19 protein-coding genes and 1 tRNA gene are annotated in these 25,012 nt (G+C 76.0%); 9 read left to right on the top strand and 11 right to left on the bottom strand.

Annotated elements, in window-relative coordinates; genetic code table 11:
- On the bottom strand, positions 1-165 hold the full coding sequence (rpmG, locus tag IE330_RS01770) for a 50S ribosomal protein L33 (RefSeq protein WP_030361075.1): 165 nt from the start codon (positions 163-165) through the stop codon (positions 1-3).
- Between the two features lie 72 nt (positions 166-237).
- On the opposite strand from rpmG, the gene rpmB reads away from it, so the two are divergent.
- Genes rpmB through IE330_RS01755 form a run of 3 tightly spaced genes read left to right on the top strand, consistent with a single transcriptional unit; the run spans position 238 to position 1,348 of the window.
- The gene (gene rpmB, locus IE330_RS01765; protein ID WP_190133996.1) at positions 238-474 is read left to right on the top strand and encodes a 50S ribosomal protein L28; all 237 of its coding nucleotides are present in this window, start codon (positions 238-240) and stop codon (positions 472-474) included.
- Complete coding sequence (gene rpsN / locus IE330_RS01760; RefSeq protein ID WP_190133995.1) at positions 474-779, top strand: 30S ribosomal protein S14; 306 nt, start codon at positions 474-476, stop codon at positions 777-779. Before rpmB ends, rpsN begins: the two co-directional genes overlap by 1 nt.
- A gap of 35 nt (positions 780-814) precedes the next feature.
- Positions 815-1,348: a hypothetical protein gene (locus IE330_RS01755; protein ID WP_229925267.1), complete on the top strand. Its 534-nt coding sequence runs from the start codon at positions 815-817 to the stop codon at positions 1,346-1,348.
- A gap of 18 nt (positions 1,349-1,366) precedes the next feature.
- Here IE330_RS01755 and IE330_RS01750 read toward each other — a convergent pair whose 3' ends face one another.
- From IE330_RS01750 to IE330_RS01740, 3 genes are all read right to left on the bottom strand, one after another.
- Entirely contained in the window at positions 1,367-3,940 is a 2,574-nt protein-coding gene (locus tag IE330_RS01750) for an FUSC family protein (protein WP_229925266.1), read from the bottom strand.
- 481 nt (positions 3,941-4,421) lie between these two features.
- On the bottom strand, positions 4,422-4,799 hold the full coding sequence (locus IE330_RS01745; RefSeq protein ID WP_190133994.1) for a MerR family transcriptional regulator: 378 nt from the start codon (positions 4,797-4,799) through the stop codon (positions 4,422-4,424).
- Position 4,800: 1 nt separating this feature from the next.
- Positions 4,801-6,156 (bottom strand): DUF2786 domain-containing protein, encoded by a 1,356-nt coding sequence (locus tag IE330_RS01740; RefSeq protein WP_229925265.1) that lies wholly within the window; start codon positions 6,154-6,156, stop codon positions 4,801-4,803.
- Positions 6,157-6,240: 84 nt separating this feature from the next.
- Between IE330_RS01740 and IE330_RS01735 the strand changes: the two genes are divergently transcribed.
- A complete protein-coding gene (locus IE330_RS01735) occupies positions 6,241-8,415 on the top strand; it encodes an FtsX-like permease family protein (RefSeq protein WP_190133993.1) in 2,175 nt (724 codons plus the stop codon).
- A gap of 525 nt (positions 8,416-8,940) precedes the next feature.
- Positions 8,941-10,641, top strand: coding sequence for a bifunctional 3'-5' exonuclease/DNA polymerase (locus tag IE330_RS01730; RefSeq protein ID WP_190133992.1), 1,701 nt, complete (start codon positions 8,941-8,943; stop codon positions 10,639-10,641).
- 144 nt (positions 10,642-10,785) lie between these two features.
- Here IE330_RS01730 and IE330_RS01725 read toward each other — a convergent pair whose 3' ends face one another.
- The 4 genes from IE330_RS01725 to IE330_RS01710 form a co-directional block, all read right to left on the bottom strand.
- A complete protein-coding gene (locus IE330_RS01725) occupies positions 10,786-12,759 on the bottom strand; it encodes a sensor histidine kinase (RefSeq protein WP_190133991.1) in 1,974 nt (657 codons plus the stop codon).
- A gap of 349 nt (positions 12,760-13,108) precedes the next feature.
- Complete coding sequence (locus IE330_RS01720; protein ID WP_190133990.1) at positions 13,109-13,960, bottom strand: response regulator transcription factor; 852 nt, start codon at positions 13,958-13,960, stop codon at positions 13,109-13,111.
- A 176-nt stretch (positions 13,961-14,136) separates the two neighbouring features.
- Positions 14,137-14,478, bottom strand: a complete 342-nt coding sequence (locus tag IE330_RS01715) for a hypothetical protein (protein ID WP_190134040.1) — start codon at positions 14,476-14,478, stop codon at positions 14,137-14,139.
- 136 nt (positions 14,479-14,614) lie between these two features.
- Positions 14,615-18,421 (bottom strand): ATP-binding protein, encoded by a 3,807-nt coding sequence (locus IE330_RS01710; RefSeq protein ID WP_444546226.1) that lies wholly within the window; start codon positions 18,419-18,421, stop codon positions 14,615-14,617.
- Positions 18,422-18,665: 244 nt separating this feature from the next.
- Between IE330_RS01710 and IE330_RS01705 the strand changes: the two genes are divergently transcribed.
- From IE330_RS01705 to IE330_RS01695, 3 genes are all read left to right on the top strand, one after another.
- Positions 18,666-19,550: an alpha/beta fold hydrolase gene (locus IE330_RS01705; RefSeq protein ID WP_190133989.1), complete on the top strand. Its 885-nt coding sequence runs from the start codon at positions 18,666-18,668 to the stop codon at positions 19,548-19,550.
- A 192-nt stretch (positions 19,551-19,742) separates the two neighbouring features.
- Positions 19,743-19,973, top strand: coding sequence for a hypothetical protein (locus IE330_RS01700; RefSeq protein ID WP_190133988.1), 231 nt, complete (start codon positions 19,743-19,745; stop codon positions 19,971-19,973).
- A 332-nt stretch (positions 19,974-20,305) separates the two neighbouring features.
- Positions 20,306-21,541: an RICIN domain-containing protein gene (locus IE330_RS01695; protein ID WP_190133987.1), complete on the top strand. Its 1,236-nt coding sequence runs from the start codon at positions 20,306-20,308 to the stop codon at positions 21,539-21,541.
- A gap of 105 nt (positions 21,542-21,646) precedes the next feature.
- Here IE330_RS01695 and IE330_RS01690 read toward each other — a convergent pair.
- The 3 genes from IE330_RS01690 to IE330_RS01680 form a co-directional block, all read right to left on the bottom strand.
- Positions 21,647-21,723, bottom strand: a tRNA-Thr gene (locus tag IE330_RS01690).
- Between the two features lie 120 nt (positions 21,724-21,843).
- Positions 21,844-23,478, bottom strand: coding sequence for an alpha/beta hydrolase (locus tag IE330_RS01685; protein ID WP_190133986.1), 1,635 nt, complete (start codon positions 23,476-23,478; stop codon positions 21,844-21,846).
- A 108-nt stretch (positions 23,479-23,586) separates the two neighbouring features.
- Positions 23,587-24,792: a DNA polymerase III subunit delta' gene (locus tag IE330_RS01680; RefSeq protein WP_190133985.1), complete on the bottom strand. Its 1,206-nt coding sequence runs from the start codon at positions 24,790-24,792 to the stop codon at positions 23,587-23,589.
- A 17-nt stretch (positions 24,793-24,809) separates the two neighbouring features.
- On the opposite strand from IE330_RS01680, the gene IE330_RS01675 reads away from it, so the two are divergent.
- Entirely contained in the window at positions 24,810-24,962 is a 153-nt protein-coding gene (locus IE330_RS01675) for a hypothetical protein (RefSeq protein WP_190133984.1), read from the top strand.
- The last annotated feature ends 50 nt before the right edge of the window (positions 24,963-25,012 follow it).

The following is a 25,012-nucleotide window of genomic DNA, read 5'->3' as shown; positions in this document are numbered from 1 at the left end:
TCAGCGCTCCTCTCGGAAGTCGACGTGGCGGCCGGCCACCGGGTCGTACTTGCGCAGGGTGAGGCGGTCGGGGTCGTTCCTGCGGTTCTTGCGGGTGACGTAGGTGTAGCCCGTGCCGGCGGTGGACCGGAGCTTGATGACCGGGCGGAGTTCGTTGCGAGCCATGACGGCTAGTATATGAAAATGAATCCCGTTTCCAAATGGACGGGAGCGATTCCGACCGAGAGGTGCGTCACCGTGTCCGCCCACTGCCAGCTCACCGGCGCGAAGCCGGGCTTCGGCAAGAAGATCTCCCACTCCCACCGGCGCACCTCGCGCCGTTTCGACCCCAATGTCCAGAGCAAGCGCTACTGGCTGCCGAGCGAGGGCCGGTACGTGCGCCTGCGGCTGAGCGCCAGGGGCATCAAGACCGTCGACGTGATCGGCGTCGAGGCGGCCGTGGCCCGGATTCGTGCGCGCGGGGTGAAAATCTGATGGCCAAGAAGAGCAAGATCGCGAAGAACGAGCAGCGGCGCGCGACGGTCGCGCGGTACGCAGCACGGCGGGCCGAGCTGAAGGAGATCATCCGCCGTCCGTCCACGCCGGAGGCCGAACGCCTGGCGGCACGGCAGGAGTTGGCGCGCCAGCCACGTGACGCCAGCGCCACGCGCGTACGCCATCGCGACAGTGTGGACGGGCGGCCGCGCGGCTATCTGCGGACGTTCGGGCTCTCCCGGGTGCGGCTGCGCGAGCAGGCGCACGCCGGATTCCTGCCCGGCGTGCGGAAGTCCTCCTGGTAGCTTTGCGCGCGATTCCGGGCCGGTGGCCTGGGACGATGCTCGACAACAGCTCTGACGAGGGGGACTTCGTGCGCAGGCACGTCCGCGGGACGACGATCGGTGCGACGGTGGCGGGGCTCGCCGCCGTGCTCGTTCTGACCGGTTGCGGCAGCGACGACGGCGACAAGGGGGACGAGGGCGGCGACAAGGGGGCGGCTTCGGACAGCGCGTCCAAGGGGCCCGGCTCCGGCGGCTCCGGGGAGTCGGACGCCAAGGGCGGCAGCCTCGAAGGCAGTTGGATGACCCAGTCCAAGGGCAAGCCGGTCGCCCTCGTCATCCGGGGCGGGAACGCCTCGCTGGCCTCCGCCGGGCAGGTGTGCAGCGGCACCGCCAAGGAGGAGAGCGGCACGCGGATGATCAGGCTGAAGTGCAGCGACGGCTCCGCGGACCGCTCCGAGGGCCGCGTCGAGTCCGTGGACGGCACGAAGCTGAAGGTCGCCTGGGAGGGTTTCGGCACGGACGAGTTCAGCAAGGCCGAGGGCGGTCGCCTGCCCAAGGGGCTGCCGACGGCGGACCTGCCGCAGGGCTGACGTACCCGGCGGGCGCCGTCAGCGGGCCGTGGACCCCCCGGGGGGCCGCGGCCCGCCGCTGTCGGTGCCGTCCACCAGCATCGGCGGGGGCGTGACGTCCAGGGCGTCGGAGAGCTCACCGAGCGCGCCCAGGAGGAGGCCCGCGCCGCGGCGGACGACGCGGTCCGGGGCGCCCTCGTCGTCCCAGGCCGCCAGCGCCTCGCGGACCGGTTCCCAGGTGGGCACGCGGCGCTCGCGTACGGCCCTCGCGGCCCGGTCGGTGGCGGCGCTCAGGGCGTCCGCGAAGCGGGCGGCGGCCGGGACCGGGGGCGCCCCGCGCTCGGGCAGATGGGCCTCCATCAGCATGGCGACGCGGCCGATCTGCACCAGGGCGCGCTCGGCGTCCTGCGCGGCCGCGTGGGACAGGCCGCGGTGGCGCACGGGCTCGCGCTGGGCCCGAGCGGCGGCCTCCTGCCAGGCGATCCGCGCGTCGCGGGCGGCGAGCAGGGCCTCGCGCACGTCGGGGCAGGCCTTGCCCGCGGGGTCGGCGTAGTGCCGGACGACGGCGGCGGCGTACCGGCCGTCCGCGGCCAGCCAGTCCGCGAGCCGGGTGCGCAGCCGCGGGGTCTCCCAGGCCGGGAAGAGGGCGTACGCGAGCATCGCGAGAGCCCCGCCGAGCAGGGTCAGGACGGCGCGCTCGGGCACCGTCTGCGTCCACTCCTCGCCACCCATCCCGAGCAGGAACACGACGTACGCGGCGACGCAGGCCTGGGCGGCGACCTGGCCGGTGCGCATCAGCAGGTACATGAGCCCGGCGCAGACGACGGCGAGGGCCGCGGAAAGGTGCGTGCCGGGGTGCACGAGCTGGACCAGGCCGGTGGCCAGCGCCACGCCGACCAGGGTGCCGGCGAAGCGGGCCACCGCGCGGGAGTAGGTCTGCGAGAAGTCGGGGCGCATCACCATGACCGCGGCCATGGGCGCCCAGTAGGCGTGCCCGAGGGGCAGGCGCGTGGCCAGGAGGTAGCCGGTGACGGTGACCGCGGTGACACGCAGGGCGTGCCGGGTGACGGCGGAGTTCCGCTTGCGCAGTTCGGTGCGCATGGCCTTGCAGGCGGCGGGGATCAGGGCCAGCAGGCTGGGGCGGACGAGGTGGGCGGGGCTGCTTTCGCGGGGGGTCGCGGGTGGGGGCGGGGCGGTGGCGCGGTCGCCCGGCGTCTCGGGGTGCGCTTGCCCGCCCTCGGGCCTGCGCCCGCCCTCGGGCCCGTGGCCGTCCTCGGGTCCGTGACCGTCCTCGGGCCTGTGGCCGTCCTCGGGTCCGGGCCTGTTCCCGCGTCCGTCCTCGGGTCCGTGCCCGTGCCCGTCCTCGGGTCCGTGCCTGTTCCCGCGTCCCTCCTCGGGTCCTTGCCCGTCCTCAGGTCCGTTCCCGTTACCGTCCTCGGGCTCGCGCCCGCTTCCGTCCTTGTGGCCGCCCCTGTCCTTGTCCCTCCCGTCCCTGCCCTCGTCCTCGCTTCCGTCCCCGCCCGTGTTCCCGTCCCTGTTCCCGTCCCCGTCCCCGTCCCCGTCCCCGTCCTCTCCGCTTCGCCCGGACAGCGGGGACTCCTGTGGCCCCGCGGGGCGCTTGCCCGGGGCGGGGACGCCCGCGACCTCGACGACGTCGCGCAGGAGGGCTCCGAGGCGGGTCGCCGCTCGGTGGGGCGGGCCCGTGAGCAGGTCCTCCGCGTCGGCCGAGTCGAACGTGGCGGCCGCCGCGGGCAGGCGCGGGACGGGCGTGCCGTGGCGGACGGCCCGGGCGGCGGCGTCGACGACGTCGGCCGCCGCGTCCAGCAGCTCCCGGACGCGGTCGCGCTCCGGGCCCTCGGCGGGGACGCCCATCGCCGGGTCCGCGAGCGAGGCGAGCACCGGGCGGACGCGTTCGGCGAGGCCGCGGGTGCCGTGCAGGGCGGCCGGGCGGGTGCGCGCCTGGCGGGGTGTGATGGTCGCGGCGTCGCGGGCCGCCATCAGCGGGACCGGGTCGAAGGGCGCGACCGGGTCGTGGCGCAGGCGGCGCGCGTAGTCGGCCTCGGCGGCCAGCGCGTCGGCGAGGGCGTCGCGGTGGGGGCCCCAGCGGCGTACCGGGAACAAAATCACCAGGGCCGCCTGGACCAGGCCGCCCGCCACCATCATCGCGGCGTGGCCCGCGGCCTCCGCGAGCGAGCCGGGGAGCGTGATCGTGACTAGCATGATGGCCACGTTGGACGTGGCGATGAGGCCGATCGTGGGGCCCGCCGCCCAGCTCAGGCCCGCGAGGAAGGTCCACACGGCGAGCAGCGCCAGGAACAGGGGCTCGTGGGCGCCGGTCACGTAGCCGAGGAAGGTCGACACGGCGAGGCTGGTGCCGGAGGCGACGGCGAGCTCCGGGCGGGGGCGCCAGCTCCGCTGGAACGTGGCGATGGCCGCCTGGTACGCGCCGAACGCGGAGCTGGCGGCGACGGCGGGGCCGAAGAGGGCGAGGGCCGCGGTGATCACCACGGCCAGACCGGCGGCGCCGCGGAGGGCCACCAGGGGTTCGAGGCGGCGGCGCTCCACGGTCAGGCCCGTGCGGGTCGTCTGTCGCAGGGCTCGCCACCAGGTCACTCCGTGATGGTACGCGGGGATTTGGGGCATTTCTTCGATGAGGCCCTGGTGAGGGTGTTCCTGGTCGGGGCCCTGGTGGACGGTTGCTCGGCACCTGGGGCTGTGCCCACCCGTTCCGCCCTCTGGGCGGACCCGCTGCCCACAGCGAGGGCGGCCGGGGGACGGCACCCGCGGAGAGGACGGCGGACCCGCTGCCCACAGCGGGGGCGGCCAGGGGACGGCACGAGAGGACAGTGGGGGCGGCGCCCACAGCGAGGACAGCCAAGGGACGGCACCCGCGAAGAGGGCGACGGGGCGGCACCCACAGCCAGGACGGCCAGGGGCGGCGCCACAGCACGGGCGGCCGGGGGACGGCGCGGGCGGCACCCGTGGCGAAGGCGGCCAGGGGCGGTGCCCGCGGTGACGGGCGGGGGCGGTGCCCGTGGTGACGGGTGGGGGTGGTGCCCGTGGTGACGAGTGGGGGTGGGGTGTGCCGCCGGGGTTACGCGGGTTGTCGTGCGCGGGTCGCGCGGACCTCGTTCAGGTACTCCGCTATGGCGTCGCGGTTGCGGGTCAGGCAGGCGACGCGCTGGGTCATGCGGTCCCGTTCGCGTTCCAGGGTGGCGAGCATCTCCGGGGTGGCGTCCTCGAAGTGGATGGCGCGGGGCTTGTTGAGGCAGGGCAGGATCTGCTTGATGAGGCGGGTGGGGAGCCCCGCGTCCAGGAGGCCGCGGATCTGGAGCACGCGGTCGACGTTGGACTCGTCGTAGTCGCGGTAGCCGTTCGGGGCCCGGTCGGCGACGATCAGGCCCTGTTCCTCGTAGTAGCGCAGCAGTCTGCGGGACGTTCCGGTGCGTTCCGACAGCTCTCCGATGCGCATGTCACTCCCTCCGGTCCGGGTGGGTGTGCGGAAGCCTCACACGAGCGTGAAGGTTAGCGCCCGACGCGGCCGCGGCGCCCTCGGCCCAGCCCGCGCCGTCGTGGGCGCCGCGCACGCGGGTCGTGGTGGTCTCGGGGAACATGCGCTCCGCGCGGTCGGTGACGGCGACGTCCCGCGCGGCGAGGACCGGGAGCAGCGCGCCGTGGCCGCCCTCGTGCGTGACGGGCGCGGCCGCCGCCTCCAGGCGGGCCCCGACGCGGTGGGCGTACGCCAGCCAGAAGGCCTGGCGGAACGTCTTCGTACGCCGGCGGCCGCCCGCGCGCTGCTCCGCCTCGGCCGTGGCCAGCGCGGCGGCGCCCTGGACGAGCAGGGAGGTGTACAGCAACTCGGCCACCTCCAGGTCCGGTTCGAAGCCGACGAGGGTGGAGAAGGCGAAGGGCTCGTTCCACACGGCGCGGCAGCGGTTCGCCGTGGCCACGGCGTCGAGGAGGATCGCCTTGGCCGTCTCGTACGGGGCGTCGACGCCGACGCGGCAGGCGCCGGGCGCGTCCGCCGCGTGCGTGCGCGCGGCGAGCAGGGCCTCGTCGACGCTGTAGCGGGCCATCAGCTCCTGCGCCTTCGCGGTCAGCGCCTCCGCCTCCGGCGGGTACGCGGTCGCCTCGGCCTTGGCGAGCAGCGCGCGGACGCGGGTGAGGGCGCGCGGCTCGTCGTGCGCGGGCGCCGCGGTGAGCCGGGTGCGCGCGCTGCCCGGCGGCGGCCCCACCGGCTCGATCGGGGGCAGGCGCAGCAGGTAGCGGTAGAGGGTGAGCAGGGCGGTGGCCCGCGAGAAGCGGTCCGGGGCCCGCCAGGGCTCGTACCCGTCGAGGGCGGCGAGCTGGGCGGGCCAGCGGGCGGGCAGGTCGTCGGGGCCGTAGCGGCGGGTCTCGGCGCGGATCAGCTCGGCGGCGAGGCGTACGTGCTCCTCGTCGAGGTCGCGCCGCACCAGCCGCAGCACGTCCGCGGGGAGCCAGCCGCGCTCCCAGGCGCGGCGGACGAACTCCTCGCCCCGGCGGGCGACTTCGGCGTCGGCGGCCGGGTCGGCGGCGATCAGGGAGGCCGCGGTGTCCAGGGCGTGGTCGGGGGCGTGGGCGGCGTACCCCCCGCGCCCGCCACCACCCCCGCGCCCCCCGCGCCCGCCGCGGCCGCCGCGCCCGCCACGACCCGCGCGCCCCTCCCGGCCCCGGCTGCTCCGGCCGCCCCTCCTGCCCTGACTGCCCTTACGGGACGCCCCGTCCGGGCTGTCCTCGTGATCCTCTCCGGCGGGCGCCGCGCCCTCGTACAGCGCTGTCGCGAACGCCTTGTCGATCACCGAGTCCATACCCCTAAGGGTAGGTCTGGCCCTACCCTCGATCCGCCCGCCAGGGGGCGTGAGGCGGACAGCGGCGGAGGGTTCGCTGGGAGCATGATTCTCGCTTCGCTGCGTTCTCGTTGGGCCGGGTTCCTCGGGGCCTTCGTCGCCGTCGCCCTCGGGGTGGCGCTCACCGCCGCGGCGGCCGTGGGGCTCGCGGCCGCCGCGGGCGGGGCGGACCGGGCCCCGCAGCGGTTCGCGGACGCGGCCGTCGTCGTGGCGGGGCGGGACACGCTCAGCGTGCCGGTGCGGCGCGGGCCCGAGGGCGACCGCGTCACGAAGCGGCTCGCCCATCCACACCCTGTGGACAGCGCGCTCCTCGACGACCTGCGGGAACTCGGGACCGTACGCGTCCGGGAACCGCTGGACGCCGTCGGCGTGGACGCGCCGGAGCGCGCGGTGCGGGCGGCGGTCGCCGCCTCCGGCACCGGCGCCCGGGTGCTCACCGGCGCGGACCGGCGCCGGGCCGACCCGGAGGCCGAGGAGGACGGGCGGGCGCTGGTGGCCGTCACCGCGTTCCTCGGTACCGCGGGCGGTGTCGCCGTGTTCGTGTCGGCGTTCGTGACCGCGTCCACGTTCGCGTTCGTCGTGGCGCTGCGCCGCCGGGAGCTGGGGCTGCTGCGGGCGGCCGGGGCGAGCCGGGGCCAGGTGCGGCGGTGGCTGCTCGGGGAGGCGCTCGCGGTGGGCGCGGCGGCGTCGGCGGAGGGGTGCGCGCTCGGGGCGTGGGCGGCGCCCCGCTGCGCGCGGGCGCTGGTCGCGGTGGAGGTGGCGCCGCCCTGGTTCCGGGTGGCCGAGGGGCTGCGGTGGACCTGGTGGCCGTACCAGCTCGCCTTCTGGTCCGGGCTGCTCGTCGCCCTCGCCGGGGCCGGGAGCGCGGCCTGGCGCGCGGGGCGCGTGAGCCCCGTGGAGGCGCTCCGGGAGGCCTCGCTCGACACCGGCGTCATGCCGCGCGGGCGCCGCGCCGTCGGGGCCGCGCTGCTCGCCGGGGCGCTCGGGCTGCTCGCGTGGACGCTGTGGTCGGACCCCGCGGACCTGCTCAAGCGCAAGACGTACACGACGCAGCCGATGATCCTCGCGACGGCCGTCGCCGCCCTCGCGCCGCTCCTCGTACGCCGGGTCGTGGCGCTCTTCCGGCGGCCCGCCGCGCTGCGGCCGGGGCGGACCCGCCCTGCGGTCGCCCTCGTCCGGGTGGCGCGCGCCAACTGCGGTGCCGGGGTGCGCCGTACGGCCGCCGTGGCCGCGCCCGTCCTGGTCACCGTGGCACTCGCGGGCTGCTTGTTCGGCTCGGCCGCGACCGTCGGCGCGGCCGGGGCGGCCGAGGCGCGGCGGCAGACCGCCGCCGACCTCGTCGTCACCGGGGACGCGCTGCGCCCCGTCGGCTCGGTGCCGGGCGCGACCGTGTCGGCCTCCGCCGCCACGGCCGTCTTCGTCCGGGAGGACGACGGTGCCGCCCTTGTCCGCTCCGAGGCGCGGGCGGTCGCCGACCCGGCGGCGTTCGCGGCGGTGACCCGGCTCCCGGTGGTCGCGGGCGACGTCCGCGACCTCGACGACCGTTCGATCGTCGTCAACGAGGAGTGGCAGCGGCACCGCGTCGGCGAGCGCGTGACCGTGTGGCTCGGCGACGGGCGCCGGGCCCGACTGCGGATCGCGGCGGTCCTCGCGCGCGGCACCGGCGACAACGGCGCGTACGTGACCGCGCGCAACGCGGCCGCCCCCGTGGACCGGCTCGACGTACGGCTGCGCCCCGGAGCCGGGCGCGCCGCCGTGGCGCGGGCGCTGTGCGCGAGCGGCGGCGAGGTGCGGCCGGTCGCGGACTGGCTCGCCGCCGCGTACCCCGGCATGAAGGAGCAGACCCGTCTGGGGCTGCTGATGCTGCTCGCGATCTGCCTCGCGTACGCGGTGATCTCCCTGGCCGCCACGCTCCTGATGACCGCTCCGGTACGCGCCCCCGAGCTGCGCTCCCTGCGCCTGGTGGGGGCGACCCCCGCGCAGCTACGGCTCGTCGCGGCCGGGGAGGCGCTGCTCGCGGTGGCGGTGGGCGCGGTCCTGGGCCTCGCGGTGACGGCGGTCGGGCTCGGGGGCCTGGCGGCGGGGCTGGCGCGGCTCTCGGTGCCGGTGGGGGTTGGGGTGCTTGTGGTGCCGTGGGATGTCGTGGGGGTGTGCGTGGGGGTGTGCGGGGTGGTGGCTGTGGGGGTGGCGGTGGTGGGGGCTCGGGTGGGACGGGCGTGAGCCGGGGCCCTCGCGGGGCGCCCCAACCCCACCCCTTCCCGAACCCGGAGGCTGCCGCCCCCGACCCCCCGCCCATCTCATCTGGGGCTCCGCCCCTCTCCCCCTTTGTTGGCGCTCCGCGCCTCGTCCTCAAACGCCGGACGGGCTGAAAGTCCCCCTCGACTCGCCGTCATCGGCCGGAGGGGCTGGGGTGTCCTCGACTCGCCGTCGTCGGCCGAACCGGCTGGGGTGTCCTCGACTCGCCGTCGTCGGGTGTCCGGCAGCCGACGACGGCGCCCGGCGGACAGTCTCAGCCCGTCCGGCGATTGAGGACGAGGCCGCCAGGCCGATGGAAGGGCGGGTGGGTGGGGAACATCCGCCGCGCAGCGGTGGATCACCGGCAGGCGACGGCGGCGGGAGGCGGGCAGTCCCAGCCCGTCCGGCGTTTGAGGACGAGGCCGGAGGCCGATCGAGGCCCGGGCGGGGGTCGCGCTGAAGGCCCAGGGGCCAGAGCCAGTGTCAGTGGTGGATGCGATCGTCGTAGACATGGACGCGGAACGGTGGGTGGTCGGCGACGGCGGGGACGGAGGTGTCCTGGTCACGGCGGTGGGCGACGACGGCGTGCCCGTCGGTCCCGTGGAGCGGGAGCCCGGGCTCGTCGAGGCGGTGCGGCGGCGCCCCGGCGTGGGGCGGTGGGTGTGGCGGTCCACCGCCGACGCGTATCCGCGGCTGCTCGCGGCCGGCCTCCGCGTGGAGCGGTGCTACGACGTGGAGGCCGCCGAGGCCCTGCTCCTCGCGCACGAGGGCCGGCACGGCGAGCCCCGTTCGGCGGCGGCCGCCTGGGCCCGCCTGGAGCGAAGACCCGTGCCGCCGGACCCGCCGCCGCGCGCGGCCGAGCCCGGCGCGCAGGACTCGCTGTTCGACCCGGCCCCTGCGGCCCCACTGCCCTTCGAGGCGCTCCTCGCGGTCTACGCCGAGCAACTGAGGCGGCACGGGGCGGCCGAGCACCCGGGGCGGATGCGGCTGCTCACCGCCGCGGAGTCGGCGGGCACGCTCGTGGCCGCCGAGATGGACGCGGCGGGGCTGCCGTGGCGCGCCGACGTCCACCGCGACGTCCTCACCGAGCTGCTCGGCGAGCGGTACGGCGGCAGCGGCGAGCCCCGCCGCCTGGCCGAGCTGGCCGAGGAGGTCTCGGCGGCCTTCGGGCACCGGGTGCGTCCCGACCTGCCCGCCGAGGTCGTGAAGGCCTTCGCGCGGGCGGGCGTCAAGCTCCGCTCGACCCGGCGGTGGGAGCTGGCGGAGGTCGACCACCCCGCCGTCCGCCCCCTCCTGGAGTACAAGTCGCTGTACCGCGTGTGGACCGCCCACGGCTGGTCCTGGCTCCAGGACTGGGTGCGCGACGGCCGCTTCCGGCCCGGGTACACCCCGGGCGGCTCCGTCTCCGGCCGCTGGACGACCAACGGCGGCGGCGCCCTGCAGATCCCCAAGGTCATCCGCCGCGCCGTGGTCGCCGACCCCGGCTGGCGCCTGGTCGTGGCGGACGCGAACCAGCTCGAACCGCGCGTCCTCGCCGCGATCTCCCGCGACCGGGGCCTGATGGAGGTGGCGGGCAGCGCGGAGGACCTGTACACGCGCCTGTCGGACCGCGCCTTCTCCGGCGACCGCGAGCACGCCAAGCTGGCACTGCTCGGCGCGATCTACGGCCAGACCTCCGGCGACGGCCTGAAGAACCTGGCGGCCCTGCGCCGCCGCTTCCCGCAGGCCGTCGCGTACGTCGACGACGCGGCCCGCGCGGGCGAGGAGGGCCGCCTCGTACGGACCTGGCTGGGCCGGACCAGCCCGCCCGCCGCCCGCACCGGCGACGACGCGTACGGGGAGGCCGGGATCCCGCAGGAGGCCGCGGCCGACGCGGAGGGCAGCGAGGCCGAGTTCACCCCCGGCTACGCCTCCACCGACGCCCGCGCCCGCGGCCGCTTCACGCGGAACTTCGTGGTCCAGGGCAGCGCCGCCGACTGGGCGCTGCTCATGCTCGCCGCGCTGCGCCGGGCGACCGCGCACCTCCGCGCCGAGCTGGTCTTCTTCCAGCACGACGAGGTGATCGTGCACTGCCCTGCCGAGGAGGCCGACGAGGTCGCGGCGGCGGTGCGCGAGGCGGGGGACGTGGCGGGGCGGATCGCGTTCGGCGAGACGCCGGTGCGGTTTCCGTTCACCACGGGGGTTGTGCGGTGTTATGCGGAGGCCAAGTGAGACGCCTGACGCGGCCGCCGCCCGGGTCTCATCGCGCTGCGCGCTCGTCCTCAAACGCCGGAAAGGGGGTCCAGGGGGCGGAGCCCCATGGTTTCGGGAAGGGGCGGGGTCGGGGAGCCCCCGGCGAGGCCGCGCGAGGCTGCCTCACGTCACCGGCAGCCGGAGCGTGAACCGCGTGCCCCGGCCGACCTCGCTCTCCACCTCCACCTCACCACCGTGCGCCCGCGCGAGGTTCCGTACGATCGCGAGCCCGAGCCCGCTCCCCCCGGTGGCCCGCGTCCGCGACTTGTCCGCCCGCCAGAACCGGTCGAACACGTGCGGCAGGTCCCCGGCGGCGATGCCCGTGCCCGTGTCGGCCACCTCGATCGTCACCCAGCCCTCCCCGGCGGCCCGGCACGTGACGGTCACGCTGCCGCCCGCCGGGGTGTGCCGGATCGCGTTGGAGACGAGGTTCCCGACGGCCTGCCGCAGCCGCAGCGGATCCGCGGTCAGCCACGGGTCGCCCTCCGCGCGGGCGGTGAGCCGTACGCCCGCCGCGTCCGCGCGCGCCTGGTGCGCGGCCACCACCTGCTCGGCGAGCTCCCCGGCGCAGGCGGGCTCCCGGTGCAGCCGCAGCGTCCCGGCGTCGGCGGCGGCCAGGTCTTGGAGGTCGTCGACGATGTGCTGGAGCAGCAGCGCCTCCTCCAGGAGTGAGGTGACCAGCTCAGGATCGGTGGCGACGACACCGTCCTCGGCGGCCTCCAGCCACCCCCGGATGTTCGACAGCGGCGTACGCAGCTCGTGCGCCACGTCGCTGACCATCGCCTTGCGCTGCTCCTCCAGGGCCCTGCGGTGCGCGGCCATGTCGTTGAAGGCGGCGGCGAGCTGGCTGATCTCCCCGGCCGACCGGGCGGGCACCGGCTCGGTGGCCTCCCCGGTCTTCATCCGCTGCGTGGCGGTGGTCAGGGCCCGCAGCGGCCGGGTGAGGCGGGTCGCGGCGAACGCGGTGACCGCCACCGTCACCGCGAGGATCGCCGCGGCGAGCCCGACGAGCCGGGCGGTGTTGGCCCCGGAGAGCTGGAAGCCGCTCTCGGAGGGACGGCTGCCGTCCTGGCTGGTGATGAAGAGCAGCGCGGGCGACGAGACGTACTGCCCGAGCTGTTCGCGGCGCGCGCTGTCCACGCAGCTCGTGGCGAGGGCCTCGACGGGGTCGGGCGTGGCCTCGGCGGGCGGCTCGCTCGGGTCCGCGGGGGCGGGCTCGGCGGTCGGAGGGACGAGGGACGGCTTCTTGGGCGCGCCCGGCTCACCGGGCGCACCGGGCTGCCCCGGCGCGGTCTCCTTCGGATACGGCACCGCCGCCGGTCCGTCGAACCCCAGCGCGGCGAGGCGCGGGACGCCGCCGCGCGACATGGTCAGGCGCAGCACGGAGGGCTCGGTGCCCTTGCGGCGCATGCACGCCTCGGCCAGCCTGGTGATCTTGTCGAGCGCCCTGCGCTCGGTCCGCGTGGGCACGTTCAGGTGCATGGCCCCGCACTGCGGGTCGGTGAACTGCTCGCCGCGCCCGTCGGTCGTCTCCAGGTACGGGCGTCCGCTCGGGCCCTCGACGGTCTTCACCGTGACCCCGGTGTCCCGTACGCAGCCGACGTACTTCTCCGCCATCGAGCGCAGCTCCTCCCGCTCCTTCGCGGGCAGTCGGAACGGCCCCACCGCCCGCGGGTCGATGCGGTCCACCGCGCCCGTGCCGGTGCCGACGCCCGACGTCGCGCCGAGGCCCTCCGCCGTGTCGTCGTCCCGCCCCGCGGCCAGTGTCGAGTCGACGGCCAGCGGGTCGACGACGGCCGAGGCCCGGGCGGGCAACCGGGCCCCGCGCTCCCCTTCGCCCTCGGCCGAGTCGGCGATCACCTTGCGGTCCTGCGTGGTCAGGGCGATGCGCCGCCCGGTGTCGGCGGACAGCTCCCGCACGGTGCGGTCGGCGCCGCGCCAGTTCGGGGTGGTCGCGGCGAGGCCCAGGAGCCGGTCGTAGATCCGCGCGTCGTCCGCGAGCACCTGCCCCTGCTCCTGCCGGATCGCCCCGGACGTGGTCTGCGCGGCGAGCCAGGCGGTGGCGGCGATGGACAGCACGGACACGAGCACCGACACGACGAGCAGCCGCGACAGGAGGCTCTTGCGTACGGGGACACGCGTCGGGCGGCTCTTGCGCTTGGGGACGCGGGGGCGGGTGGGGCGGACTGGGCGGGTGGGCTTGGTGAGTCTGGCGGGTCTGGTGGGTCTGGTGGGTCGGGCGGGTCGGGCTGGGGGTGCGTCGGGTTCGGGGGACGTGTCGGGTGCGCCGGGCTCAAGGGACGTGTCGGGTGCGCCGGATGTACTGGATGCGCCGGACACATCAGGCATGCCGGACGGGTCCGTCACGGTGGACGGGTTCGTCACGGTGGATGAGTCCCGCGCGGTGGACGAGTCCGCCTCAGCCGTGCCGTCCGACCGGCCGCGCTCACGCCCCACGACGCCCCGCCGTCTCCCCCGTCGGCTTCGCCGCCCGGCCTCTCGTCCTGGTCCTCGGCCCCGGTCCCGCTCCCGGCTCCGGCCCCGGCCCCGGGCCCGGGCCCCGGTGGGCGACCAGCTTGTACCCGACCCCGAACACCGTCACGAGCCGTCGCGGCGCCCGCGGGTTCGCCTCGATCTTCTTGCGGAGGTTCAGGACGTGCACGTCCACCGTGCGCGCGGATATGTACCCCGACGACCCGTGGATGCGGTCCAGCAACTGGGGCCGGGTGAAGACCCGTTCCGGCTCCGCCGCCATCGCGGAGAGCAGTTCGAACTCGCCCGGTGTGCACTCCACGCGACGCCCGTCCACGGTCACCTCGTGGCGCAGCTCGTCCACGACCAGGCCCCCCGCGCGCAGCACCCGCGCCTCGGGGTCCGGCGGCGGCCGGTGCGCGGCTCCGCTGGCGCGGCGCAGCAGGGTGCGGACGCGGGCCATGAGTTCGCGGGGGCTGTACGGCTTGGTGAGGTAGTCGTCGGCGCCCAGGTCGAGGCCGAGCAGCAGGTCGTCCTCGGTGGAGCGGGCGGTGAGCATGAGGATGGGCAGCGTACCGGTGTCCCGCCCGGTCGCCGGGGCACCGGGCGGCGGGGCCGAGCGCAGCACGCGGGTCACCCCGAGCCCGTCGATCTCCGGCATCATCACGTCGAGGATGAGCAGGTCGGGGTCGTGCGTCCGGACCTGCTCCAGCGCGGTGCGCCCGTCGTGGGCGACGCCGACGGTGTGCCCCTCGCGCTCCAGATAGCGGCGGATGAGGTCGGCCTGCTTCTCGTCGTCCTCCGCGACCAGGACAAATGCGCACATGCGCCTGAGCATAGGCCGCGGCCACCCGCCCACCGGACTGTCAGCCTCCGCCCTGACAGGATCCTCATAACCTCAGGCGTCGGCGAGCAGGCGGCGCGGTCGCGGTCTCGGGGGGATGCGGGGGTGGGCTCGGGGTGATCGCGGGTGCGGGCTCGGGGGTGGTCTCAGGGGTGGTCTCAAGGGTGCGGTACGACGACGACCTGGACGTCGTCCTCGTAGACCACCCGCCCCGGATCGGCGGACCGCACCTCCTGGCACTCCACACCGTGCGCGGCGAGGATCTCCAGGTACCCGGGGACCCGCTCGACGAGGTGCGTGGCGGTGGTCCTGAACCAGGCGACGGCGCCGGGGTTCCGCTCCGGGTCGTAGACGGACGCGTCGGGCGTCGGGTAGGCGGCGTCGTACCAGTCGTTGTTCGCGCGCCGGAAGCGCTCCTGTTCGGCGGTCAGCTTGCCCTCCCTTGCCAGGCCGTTGACCAGGGCGAAGACGCCGGGGAAGTGGCCGCGTCCGTGGCGCAGGGGTGACTGGAAGCGTACGAACGCGGGCGCGGGCGTGCCCGCGGCGGTCGCCCCGGAGGCCGCCTCAGGGGCCGTCTCGGGGTTCGCCTCGGGGGCCGTCGCAAGGGCCGCCTCAGGGATCGTCTCGGGGGCCGTCTCAGGGACCGTCTCGGGGGTCGCCTCGGGGACCGTCTCGGGGGTCGCCTCGGGGACCGTCTCGGTGGTCATCACCGCATCCTCGCACCGCCGCCGTGAGCGCGGCCCGCGCGGCGGCCGCCCAGTGCGGGGCCCCGGCGCGGTCGGCCACGGCGAGCGCGTGGCGGTAGTGCGCGGCGGCGTCCGCGCGCCGTCCCAGGGCGGCGGCCAGGTCGCCCAGCTCCCGCGCCACGGGCCCGAGGGCGAGGAGCCCGCTCCCCGCGCCCGCCACCTCGTCCCGGCCCGGGAGGAGCTCCTGGTACGAGGCCTCCATACGGGCGGTGTCCCCGGCGCGGACGGCGGCGCGGGCGCGCAGACACAGCCGGAGGTCGAGAAGCTGCCCCGCCGCGGGTACGCCGTCCGCCGCGGGCTCCGGCGCGAGGCCCAGGCACATCAGGGCGAGAGGCAGCAGGTCCTCCCGCTCCATGCCGGTCATGCCGCTGCCGGGCAGTCGTGCCGCGGCGGCCCGGCAGGCGGCCGCGGCCTCGTCCGCGCGCCCGGCGACGGCGGCGCGCAGCGCGGCGTACCAGGAGGTGAACACCGCCACGAGCGGCAGCCCGTACCGCTCCGCGAGCCGGTCGGCGGCGGTGGCGTGGGCGTCGGCGCGGGTGAGGTCGGCGAGCGCGCTGTGGGCCTGGAGCAGCATGAGGTGGCCGAGGACCTCGAAGGTGACGAGCCCGTGGCGGGCGGCGAGTTCGACCAGTTCCGTGCCGATGCGGGCGCGCTCGGGGGCGAGGCCGGGGCGGTGGAAGGTGTGCAGGTAGCGCCCGTTGAGCGCGAACGCCAACAGCGCGGCTCGCTCCTTCGCGCGGCCCCGTTCTCCTTCCGCGCCGTCTTCGCCCTCTCCGCTTGGTCCGTCAGATCGGCCGAGTTCGCCGAGCCCGCGCGCCAGGGCCTCCGCCTCGCGGGCCGCCACGAGGCCCGAGCCCGTCGTGTCGCCCCGGCTCTCCATGGCGATGCCGGTCAGCAGGCGGCACCGGGTGACGCGGCGGGCGCGCGTCCCGTCGTCGGGCAGGGCGGCCAGGGCCCACCGGGCGGCGGCCACGACGCGCCGGGACAGGTCCTCGTCGTCGTTACGGGCCCAGATGCCGGGGACGTCGAAGGCGCCGAGGACGCGGGCGACGAGCTCCGGGTCGCCGCAGGCCCGGGCGACGGCGAGCGCGTCGCCCCGGTGGCGCCGGGCCTCGGCCAGCCCGCCGGTGACGGCGAGACTGCGGACGAGGCCCATGAGCAGGAGCAGCCGCCCGCGGGCGGCGGGCACGGTCGCCGGGTCCGGGGCGGCCGCCGCCTCGGTCCCGAAGGCGGCCCCCTCCCCGGCGGTCCCGGGGGCCTGCCGGTCGTACGCCGTGAGGGCCGCGCGCCACCACCGGCCCGCCCGGTGCGGCGCGCCCGACGCCTCGGCCCGGCCGGCGGCGCGGGTCGCGTACGCGAGGGCGCGGGCGGCCGTGGCGCGCGTCGCGGCCCGGACGTAGTGGTGGGCGACGGCCTCGACGGCGTCGGGCCGCAGTTGTTCCAGGGCCTCGGCGACGGCCGTGTGCAGGCGGGCGCGGCGTGGCCGCGACAGGTCCTCGTACACCGTCTCGTGGACCAGCGCGTGCGCGAACCGCACGCGCTCGGCGGCGCGTTCCCCCTCCTCCGGCTCGACCAGGAACCCGGCCGCCGTCGCCGCGTCCACCGCGTCCAGGACGGTCTCCTCGTCCCCGGTGACCGCGCCGAGCACGTCCAGGTCGGCCTCCTCCCCGACCACGGCGGCGAGGCGCAGCACCGTGCGCGTCTCCTGCCCGAGCGCGCCGAGCCGGGCGCAGACGAGGTCGCGTACCCCGGTGGGCACACGGGAGAGCGCGGCGGTGCCGCCCTCCGCGTGGAGCCGGGCGAGTTCCCGTACGAAGAAGGGGTTGCCGCCGCTGCGGCGGCACACGGCGCGTGCGGTCGCGGGGTCGGCGCCCCGCCCCGCGACGGCCGCGAGCAGCTCCGCGACCGCACCCTCCGCCAGCCCCCGTACCGGGACCCGCACCGGTTCGGCCCGTGCCGCGCGGGCCAGGAACTCGGCGAGCTGCGGCGGCACTTCGGTGTCGCGGTACGCCCCCACGAGCAGCACGGGCCGGGCGGGGCCCGCCGTCGCCAGCGCGGCGAGCACGTCGAGGGACTCCTCGTCGGCGCCGTGCAGGTCGTCCAGGACGAGCAGGAGGGGGCGGCCGGGCGGGACGAGGGCACCGAGCCGGTCAGCCACCCGGCGCACCGCCGCCCGACCACCACGGCCGACGGCGCCCCACCCGCGCTCGGTCCACTCCGCGTCCGGGCGTGCCGCCGCTGACGAGGACGAAGCCGGAGATTGCCGTACGGGTACAGGTACGGGTACGAGTACGGACGAGGGCACATCCAGGGCCTCATCCGCGGACGACACCGCTGCCTCAGCCGCGGCCGTGGCCGATTCAGGAGCCGCGGCCGAAGACGAAGCCGCGGCCGATGCAGGAGCCGGAGCCGCGGCCGAAGACGAAGCCCGGGTCACCCCCGCCACCCCCGCCACCCCCGGCCCCTCCAGCTCTGCGAACACCTCCTCCCACAGCCGCCCCACCACCCCACCCACCGGTCCACCCGCCGAACCACGCACCGAACCACCCGCCGGACCACTCACAGGACCCGCCGAACCCACCGAACCCACCGAACCCGCCGCGCCCTCCAGCCCCCGGCCCCAGGCCGTCACCCAGCCCTCCGCGCCCAGGCGTCCCGCCAGCTCCCGGGCCAGCGCGGTCTTGCCCGCGCCCGCCTCGCCCGGGAGCAGGGCGAGGACGAACCGGCCGTCGCGCACCGCCTCCCCGGCGGCGGCTTCGAGCACGGCGACCTCCGCGTCGCGCCCCACCAGGCACGTCGCCGACCGGCCTCGTACGGCGATCGGCCGCCGACGCGACCCGCCACCGGCCCCGGCCCCAGCCCCGGCCCCAGCCCCAGCCCCAGCTCCGGCCAACGGACCGACGCCGGCCTCGGCACCCGCGTCCCCCCGCACCGCCTGCGCCAGGATCTCCCCTTCGAGCCGCCGCAAACCCTCCCCCGGGTCCACCCCCAGCTCCCCCGCCAGCGTGTCCCGCGCCCGGCGGAGCACGGCCAGCGCGTCCCCCTGCCGGCCCGACCGGTACAGGGCCAGCGCGAGCAGCTCCCACGCCTCCTCGCGCCAGGGGTGGGCCCGGGCGTGGGACTCCAGGTCGAGGACCGCGTCGGCGGCGCGGCCGAGGGCCAGGGCGAGGCGGGCGCGGCGTTCCACGGCGAGGAGGCGGAGCCCGTCGAGGCGCGCGACCTCCGCGCGGGCCCAGTCGGCGTCGGCCCATTCGGCGTACGCGGGGCCGCGCCACAGGCCGAGCGCCTCGTCGAGCCCGGTGAGGGCGGCGAGCGCGGCCTCCGGCGCCGGGCTGCCGCCGTCGAGGAGCCGCCCGGCCTCCCGTACGGCCGTCTCGAACCGCCACGCGTCCACCGCGTCCGGCGCGGCCGACAGCGCGTACCCGGGCCCGGCCGTGACCAGGAGCCGGGCGGGCGCGCGCCGGGCCCGGCCGGGTTCGAGGGCCTTGCGCAGGTCCGCGACGAACGTACGGATGGTGCCGACGGCCGTCGGCGGCGGCTCGTCCCAGAGGTCGTCGACGAGCCAGGACACCGGCACGGCGCGGCGGCGGGCGACGAGCAGCCGGGCGAGGACGGCGCGGTGCCGCGGCCCCTTCAGGCCGAGGTCGTGCCCGTGCGCGTCGCGGGCGGCGAGCGGCCCGAGCACGTGGAACGTCACCGGACCGGGCGCCACCCCACCGCCGGACCGCGCCCCGCCGCCCGCCGCCACCGCCCGTGGCGTCGTCCGGGGCGTCACCGACCGGGCCGTCGCCGCCCGGCGCGGCACCGCCGCCGACGTCGCCTCTTCCTCCTCCCGCACCCCTTCAACGTACCTACGGGTGGGACGTACCACTGATCCACCACTGACCTGCCACTGTTCCACTGCTGATCCACTGCTGATCCGCGCCCCGCACGCTGGCCCCATGACCTCCTTCGCAGACTTCACCCACCACCGCGTCCCCGTCGCCGACGGCGTCGAGCTGAGCGCGGCCGTCGGCGGCGACCCGGACGGCAGCCCGGTCGTCCTGCTGCACGGCTTTCCCCAGACCCGCCTCATGTGGCGCCACGTGGCGCGGGACCTCGCCGCCGACCACACCGTCATCTGCCCCGACCTGCGCGGCTACGGCGCCAGCGACAAACCGGCCGAGGCGCCGGACGGGCTGACGTACGCGAAGCGGACCATGGCGGCCGACGTCGTGGCGCTGGCCCGGGCGCTCGGGCACGAGCGGTTCGCGCTCGCGGGCCACGACCGGGGCGCGCTGGTGGCGATCAGGGCGGGCCTCGACCACCCGGACGCGGTCACGCACCTCGCCTCGCTCGACGTGCTCCCGACCCTCGACATGTGGGAGGTGATGCGCGGCACGTCGGCCGCCGTCGGCTTCCACCTGTACCTGATGGCGCAGCCGCCCGGCCTCCCGGAGCGGATGATCGCGGCGGACCCGGACGGCTTCTTCGGCCACTTCCTGGACCTGTGGACGCGGGACCGGGACGCGATCCCCGCCGACGTCAGGGCGGCCTACCTGGCGGCCTGCCGGGACGCCGTGCCGTCGATCGTCGCGGACTACCGCGCCTCGGCCTTCGCGGACGTCGAGCACGACACGGCCGACCGCCGCGCGGGCAACGTCCTGCGGATGCCGGTGACCGTCCTCCAGCAGGACTGGGGCGCGGCCCTCGGCTTCGACGCGGCGGCCCTGTGGCGCGCGTGGGCCCCGGACCTGGTCCACAGGACCGTGTCGTGCGGGCACTTCATGGCGGAGGAGTCCCCGGAGACGGTCACGGCCGCGCTGCGGGAGCTGCTGCGCCGCTGACCAGGGGGCGGGGCGCGGTGGGCGTACCGGGGGGGAGCGCCGTGGCGCCGGTGGGGGCCGGGTCGGTTTCGAACGCCGTGTCGGGGGTCCCCTCCCTGGCGTAGGGGTTGTCAGCCATCGCCTACTAGCGAGCACGGCGATGTCGACCGCACTCTGTAACCGGGACACCACACAGAGCGAAAGGCCCTCGTCATGGAAGCGGTAACTCCCCACGACCGCGACGCCTTGGTCGCGCACGCCACTACGGACATCTACGGCCCCGGCAAGGTGCTCGGCGTCGACGGCGAGTACCGCCGCGTGCGGTTCGTCCACTTCGTGGCGACGGTACGGGCCGACGACCTGCGCCCCGCCGACCACCAGGAGCGCGCGGAGCTGACGGCCTGGCTGCGGGCGAAGGCGGAGCGGTACGGGGGCGACTGGTAGACGGGGAGCGGGGCCGGGGCCCGCGCGCCCCCCGCCGCCGCGCACGCCGGGGCCTGCCCGAGGGCCGGAGGCCGTCCGCTTCCAGCCGCCCGGGGCGACATGCGAACAGATGGCCAGGTCAGCTCGGACCGCCGCCGCGGTGGCGCGCCCTGAGGGACGCGCCGCCCGCCCGGGGCACGGCTCCCACCTGCGCGGAAGCGGAAGGGTGCCTCGTGGTTGAGGGGTTAATAACGTCTGAAATCAGGCCGTATCGGGATCACGGCACCCGCTTCTAGGCTGAGGCCGCGACGCACCACCGGTGCGTTCCCATGCCCCACTTCCGGGAGGCTGACGTGACAGCACTGTCCGAGGGCATCTACCTCTTCAAGAACGAAGCGAGCGGGCTGTACGCGACCGTGCAGCCCGGGGCCGGGGAGAAGCAGGGCGCGAAGGTCGTGCTGGAGGAGCTGCGCGGCGAAGGCCCGGCACGGCACGGCCAGTTGTGGCACCTGCGGCCGCACAGCGCGCGCGACGGCGCGTGGACGATCCAGAACGTCCTGAGCACGTTCCGGATGGACATCATGGCGAACCGCGGCCGCGCGGGCGCCGCGGTGCAGCAGTGCCCGGCGGAGTCGCGGGACGACCTGCTGGCCTCGCAGCTCTGGCGGCCGCAGGAGACGGCCGGGGCCGACGAGGACACGTACGCGATCGTCAACGTGAACAGCGGCAAGCACCTCGCGGTGCGCGGCGGGCGCCGCGAGGTCAACGCCGAACTGGAGCAGGCGGAACCGAGGACGGGCGTGGACCGGGGCACCCAGGTGTGGCGCCTGGAGCGCGTCCCGGCGCTCGGCCAGACGAAGGGCTTCGACGCGCTGACGGCGTCCGTGGTCTCCGGCACCGGCGGCGGCGTCCTCGGCACGGTCGTCAGCGGCCTGACCGGGGCGGCGAAGGGCGTCCTCGACGCGGGCGGCGGCGTCTTCGAGACGATGGCGAAGGTGGTGACGGACCCCAAGGCGCCGTACCTGCGGTTCGACGGCTTCCGCGGGGACGAGTTCATCCGCTTCTCGCAGCGGCACGGCATCGAGTCGGGCCCGAAGAAGATCACGGAACAGTTCACGCGCCCGCCGCGGGGCTTCCCCGAGCACTACGACGACGTCATGACGGCCCGCAGGGGCAGCGGCCACACGCACGCGGCCATCCTGACCGACACGATCTGGGAGTTCTCGGAGCGGTCGGCCAGCACGGCCCCGCGCCGCCTGGACGCGACCCTCGCCCCGCGCGAGAAGACGCACATCGACGCCGCGACCATCGGCGACGCCCAGGGCGAGACCGTCGTGCTGTTCCTGGGCGACCAGGTCGTACGCGCCCCGGCCGACGACTTCAGCCGCGTCCGCGACTTCCCCCTGAAGCACACACCCGAGGCGTTCCGCTCCGGCCTGGACACCGCGACCTCCACCGCCGTGGACGACGAGATGCACTACTTCCTCGTCAAGGGCGACGAGTTCGTGGTCGTCAGCGAGGGCCGCCTCATCCAGGACGCGACGAAACTCGCCGACGCCTATCCCTTCCTCAGCGGGGTGTGGATGTAGGACGCAGGACCGCGAGGACGAGGCCCGCGCGGCGCGCTCCCACCCCAGGGGCAACACAGCCAACACGAAACCCCAGGCCAGACGAGGTCTGACCTGGGGTCCCAGTGGAGCCGCCTTCGGGATTCGAACCCGAGACCTACGCATTACGAGTGCGTTGCTCTGGCCATCTGAGCTAAGGCGGCGCGCGTCCCGCACCTATGGTGCGATCAGCAACGTCAGCAAGTCTACACAGTTTCCGGGGGTGCTCCGCACACCCCTCCTCGAGGGGCGTGCGGAGCGGGGTGGGAGGGCCTGAGCTGGGGTTACGTGCAGCGCTTGGCGGTGCGGGGGGCGTGGCCGTGCAGGAGGTAGGCGTTGATCGTGTCGTCCACGCAGCGGCTGCCGCGGCCGTACGCCGTGTGCCCGTCGCCCTCGTAGGTCAGCAGGCGGCCCGAGGAGAGCTGGGAGGCGAGGGCCTTGGCCCAGCGATAGGGGGTGGCCGGGTCGCGGGTCGTGCCGGTGACGATGATCGGGGCGGCGCCCTTCGCCTCGATGCGGTGGGGCCTGCCCGTGGCCTTGACGGGCCAGTACGCGCAGTTCAGGGAGGCCCAGGCGAGGCCCTCGCCGAAGACGGGGGAGATCTTCTCGAAGGCGGGGAGGGCGGACTCCACGTCCTTGGGCGAGGTGAAGGCGGGCGGGAGGTCGAGGCAGTTCACGGCCGCGTTGGCGTACATGAGGTTCGAGTACGCGCCGTCGCCGTTCCGCTCGTAATAGCTGTCGGAGAGGGACAGCAGGGCCGAGCCGTCGCGGTCGCGCATGGCCGCCGCGAGGGCGTCGCGGAGCTGGGGCCACGCCGACTCGTCGTACATCGCCGCGATCACGCCCGTCGTCGCGAGCGCCTCGCCGAGCTCGCGGCCACCGGCCGGGCCCGGGTCGCCCGCCGCGATCGGGGCGCGGTCCAGAGTGCGGAAGAAGCCCTTCAGGCGGTGGGCGGCGTCCGCGGGGCCCTTCGTGCCGAGGGGGCAGTCCCGCCGCCGCACGCAGTCCTTCGCGAAGGACCGGAAGGCCGTCTCGAAGCCCGCCGTCTGCTCCTCGTTCATGCGCCGGGCCGGGATCGACGGGTCCATCGCGCCGTCCAGGACCAGCCGCCCCACCCGGTCGGGGAAGAGCCCCGCGTAGGTCGCGCCGAGGAACGTGCCGTACGACGCCCCGACGTACGCCAGCCGCCCGTCGCCGAGCACCGCGCGCAGGATGTCCATGTCCCGGGCCGCCTCCACCGTGGACACGTGGCCGAGGATGTTCCCGGAGCGCTTCGCGCAGCCCGCCGTGAAGTCCTTGTAGGCGGCGGCGAGGTCCTCCGTCTCCTTGGGCGTGTCCGGTGTCACGTCCGTCTGCGTGTACCGGTCCATCTCGCGGTCGTTCAGGCAGGTGACCGGCTCGCTGCGGGCCACGCCGCGCGGGTCGACCGCCACCATGTCGTACCGGGCGCGGACCTTCTCGGGATAGCCGAGCGCCGCGAACGACTGGAGGTAGCCGATCGCCGAGCCGCCCGGGCCCCCCGGGTTGACCAGGAGCGAGCCCAGGCGCGCGTCCTTCTTGCCCGTCGCCCGCTTGCGCGACACCGCGAGGCGTACGTCGCCCGCGGTCGGCTTCGCGTAGTCCCGCGGCGCCCGCAGCGTCGCGCACTCGAAGCCCGGCACGCCGCACTCGCGCCAGCTCAGCTTCTGGCCGTAGTACGACGTCAGCCCCTTGGGCGTGGCCCGCGGCAGCGCGGCCAGGGCCACGTCCGTCGACGCGCCACCGCCCGCACCACCCGACGAGCAGGCGGTGACGCCGGGTGTGGCGGCGAGCAGCAGGCCGGCGGTCAGCAGCGACAGGGCGGCTCTGCGGCGCGGCGGACGGGGGCGGGCGGGGCGACTGGGCTGGCCGGGGCGAACGGCGCGGCTGGTGGTTCCCATCCGGCGAGAGTAACCGTGCGGGGTTGAACGGTCACTCCGCGTTCTCGTGTGGGTGACGGAGCTCCCTTGCGGGCGACTGATTCCGGGGCCCCGTGCCGCGCGGCCCGCTCAGCCCGCCCGCAGTGCCACCGTCATGGCCTCCACCGCGAGCAGCGGCGCCACGTTGCGGTCCAGCGCCGTGCGGCAGGCGCTGATGGCCTCGATGCGGCGCAGCGTCGACTCGGGGCTCGTACCGCGCGCCATGCGCTCCAGCATGTCCCGCACCTCCGTGTTGGCGAGGGGCACCCGGGAGCCGAGCTGGAGGGCGAGGACGTCGCGGTAGACCCCGGTCAGGTCGATGAGGGCCAGGTCGAGGCTGTCGCGCTGGGTGCGGGTCCTGCGGCGCTTCTGTCTGTCCTCCAGCTCCTTCATCACCCCCGCGGTGCCGCGCGGCATGCGACCGCCCTGCGCCGCGCCGAGCGCCGTCTTCAGGTCCTCGGTCTCCTTGACGTCGACGTCCTCGGCGACCTGCTTGGCCTCCTCGGCCGCCGTGTCGATCAGCTCCTGCGCGGCCTTCAGGCAGCCGCCGATCTCCTCGACCCGCAGCGGCAGCTTCAGTACGGCGGCACGGCGCTGCCGCGCACGCTCGTCGGTGGCGAGCTGACGGGCGCGGCCGATGTGCCCCTGGGTGGCGCGGGCGGCGGCCGCGGCGGCGTCCGGCTCGATGCCGTCACGGCGTACGAGCATGTCGGCGACCGCCTCCACCGACGGCGTGCGCAGCGTCAGGTGGCGGCAGCGGGAGCGGATCGTGGGCAGCACGTCCTCCAGGGAGGGCGCGCAGAGCAGCCACACCGTGCGCGGGGCGGGCTCCTCCACGGCCTTCAGGAGCACGTTCCCCGCGCCCTCGGTCAGGCGGTCGGCGTCCTCCAGGACGATGACCTGCCACCGGCCGCCGGCGGGCGAGAGCTGGGCCCGGCGGACCAGCTCACGGGTCTCCTTGACGCCGATGGAGAGCAGGTCGGTACGGACCACCTCCACGTCCGCGTGCGTACCGATCAGGCTCGTGTGGCAGCCGTCGCAGAAGCCGCAGCCGGGCTCACCGCCGAGCGCGCGGTCGGGGCTCACGCACTGCAGGGCGGCGGCGAACGCCCGGGCGGCCTCGGCCCGGCCGGAACCGGGCGGGCCCGTGAACAGCCAGGCGTGCGTCATCTTCGACGACTCGGGCGGCGGGGCCGCGGCGTCGGCCGCGGTGACCAGGGCGTCGGCGTCACGCGCGGCGGCCGCGAGCTGCGCGCTCACCTTCTCCTGGCCCACCAGGTCGTCCCATACCGGCATGGGTCACCGCCTTTGCCTTGCCGTTGTTGCTGTTTTTGCCGCTGTTGCCGTTGCTGCTGTTTTTGCCGCTTGCTGTTGTTGCCGCTACCGCTGTTGATGCTGCTGTCGCTGCTCCTGCTACCGCTGTTGATGCTGCCGCTGTTGCTGCTGTTGGCGCCGTGCCGTCGTGACGGGTGCCGCGCCGCCGGGAGCGCGCCGGGCCACGGTCGGCCCGGCACCG

The sequence above is a fragment of the Streptomyces longispororuber genome, from assembly GCF_014656095.1.
Lineage (GTDB): Bacteria > Actinomycetota > Actinomycetes > Streptomycetales > Streptomycetaceae > Streptomyces > Streptomyces longispororuber.
This window is presented reverse-complemented; position numbering and strand designations above follow the sequence as displayed.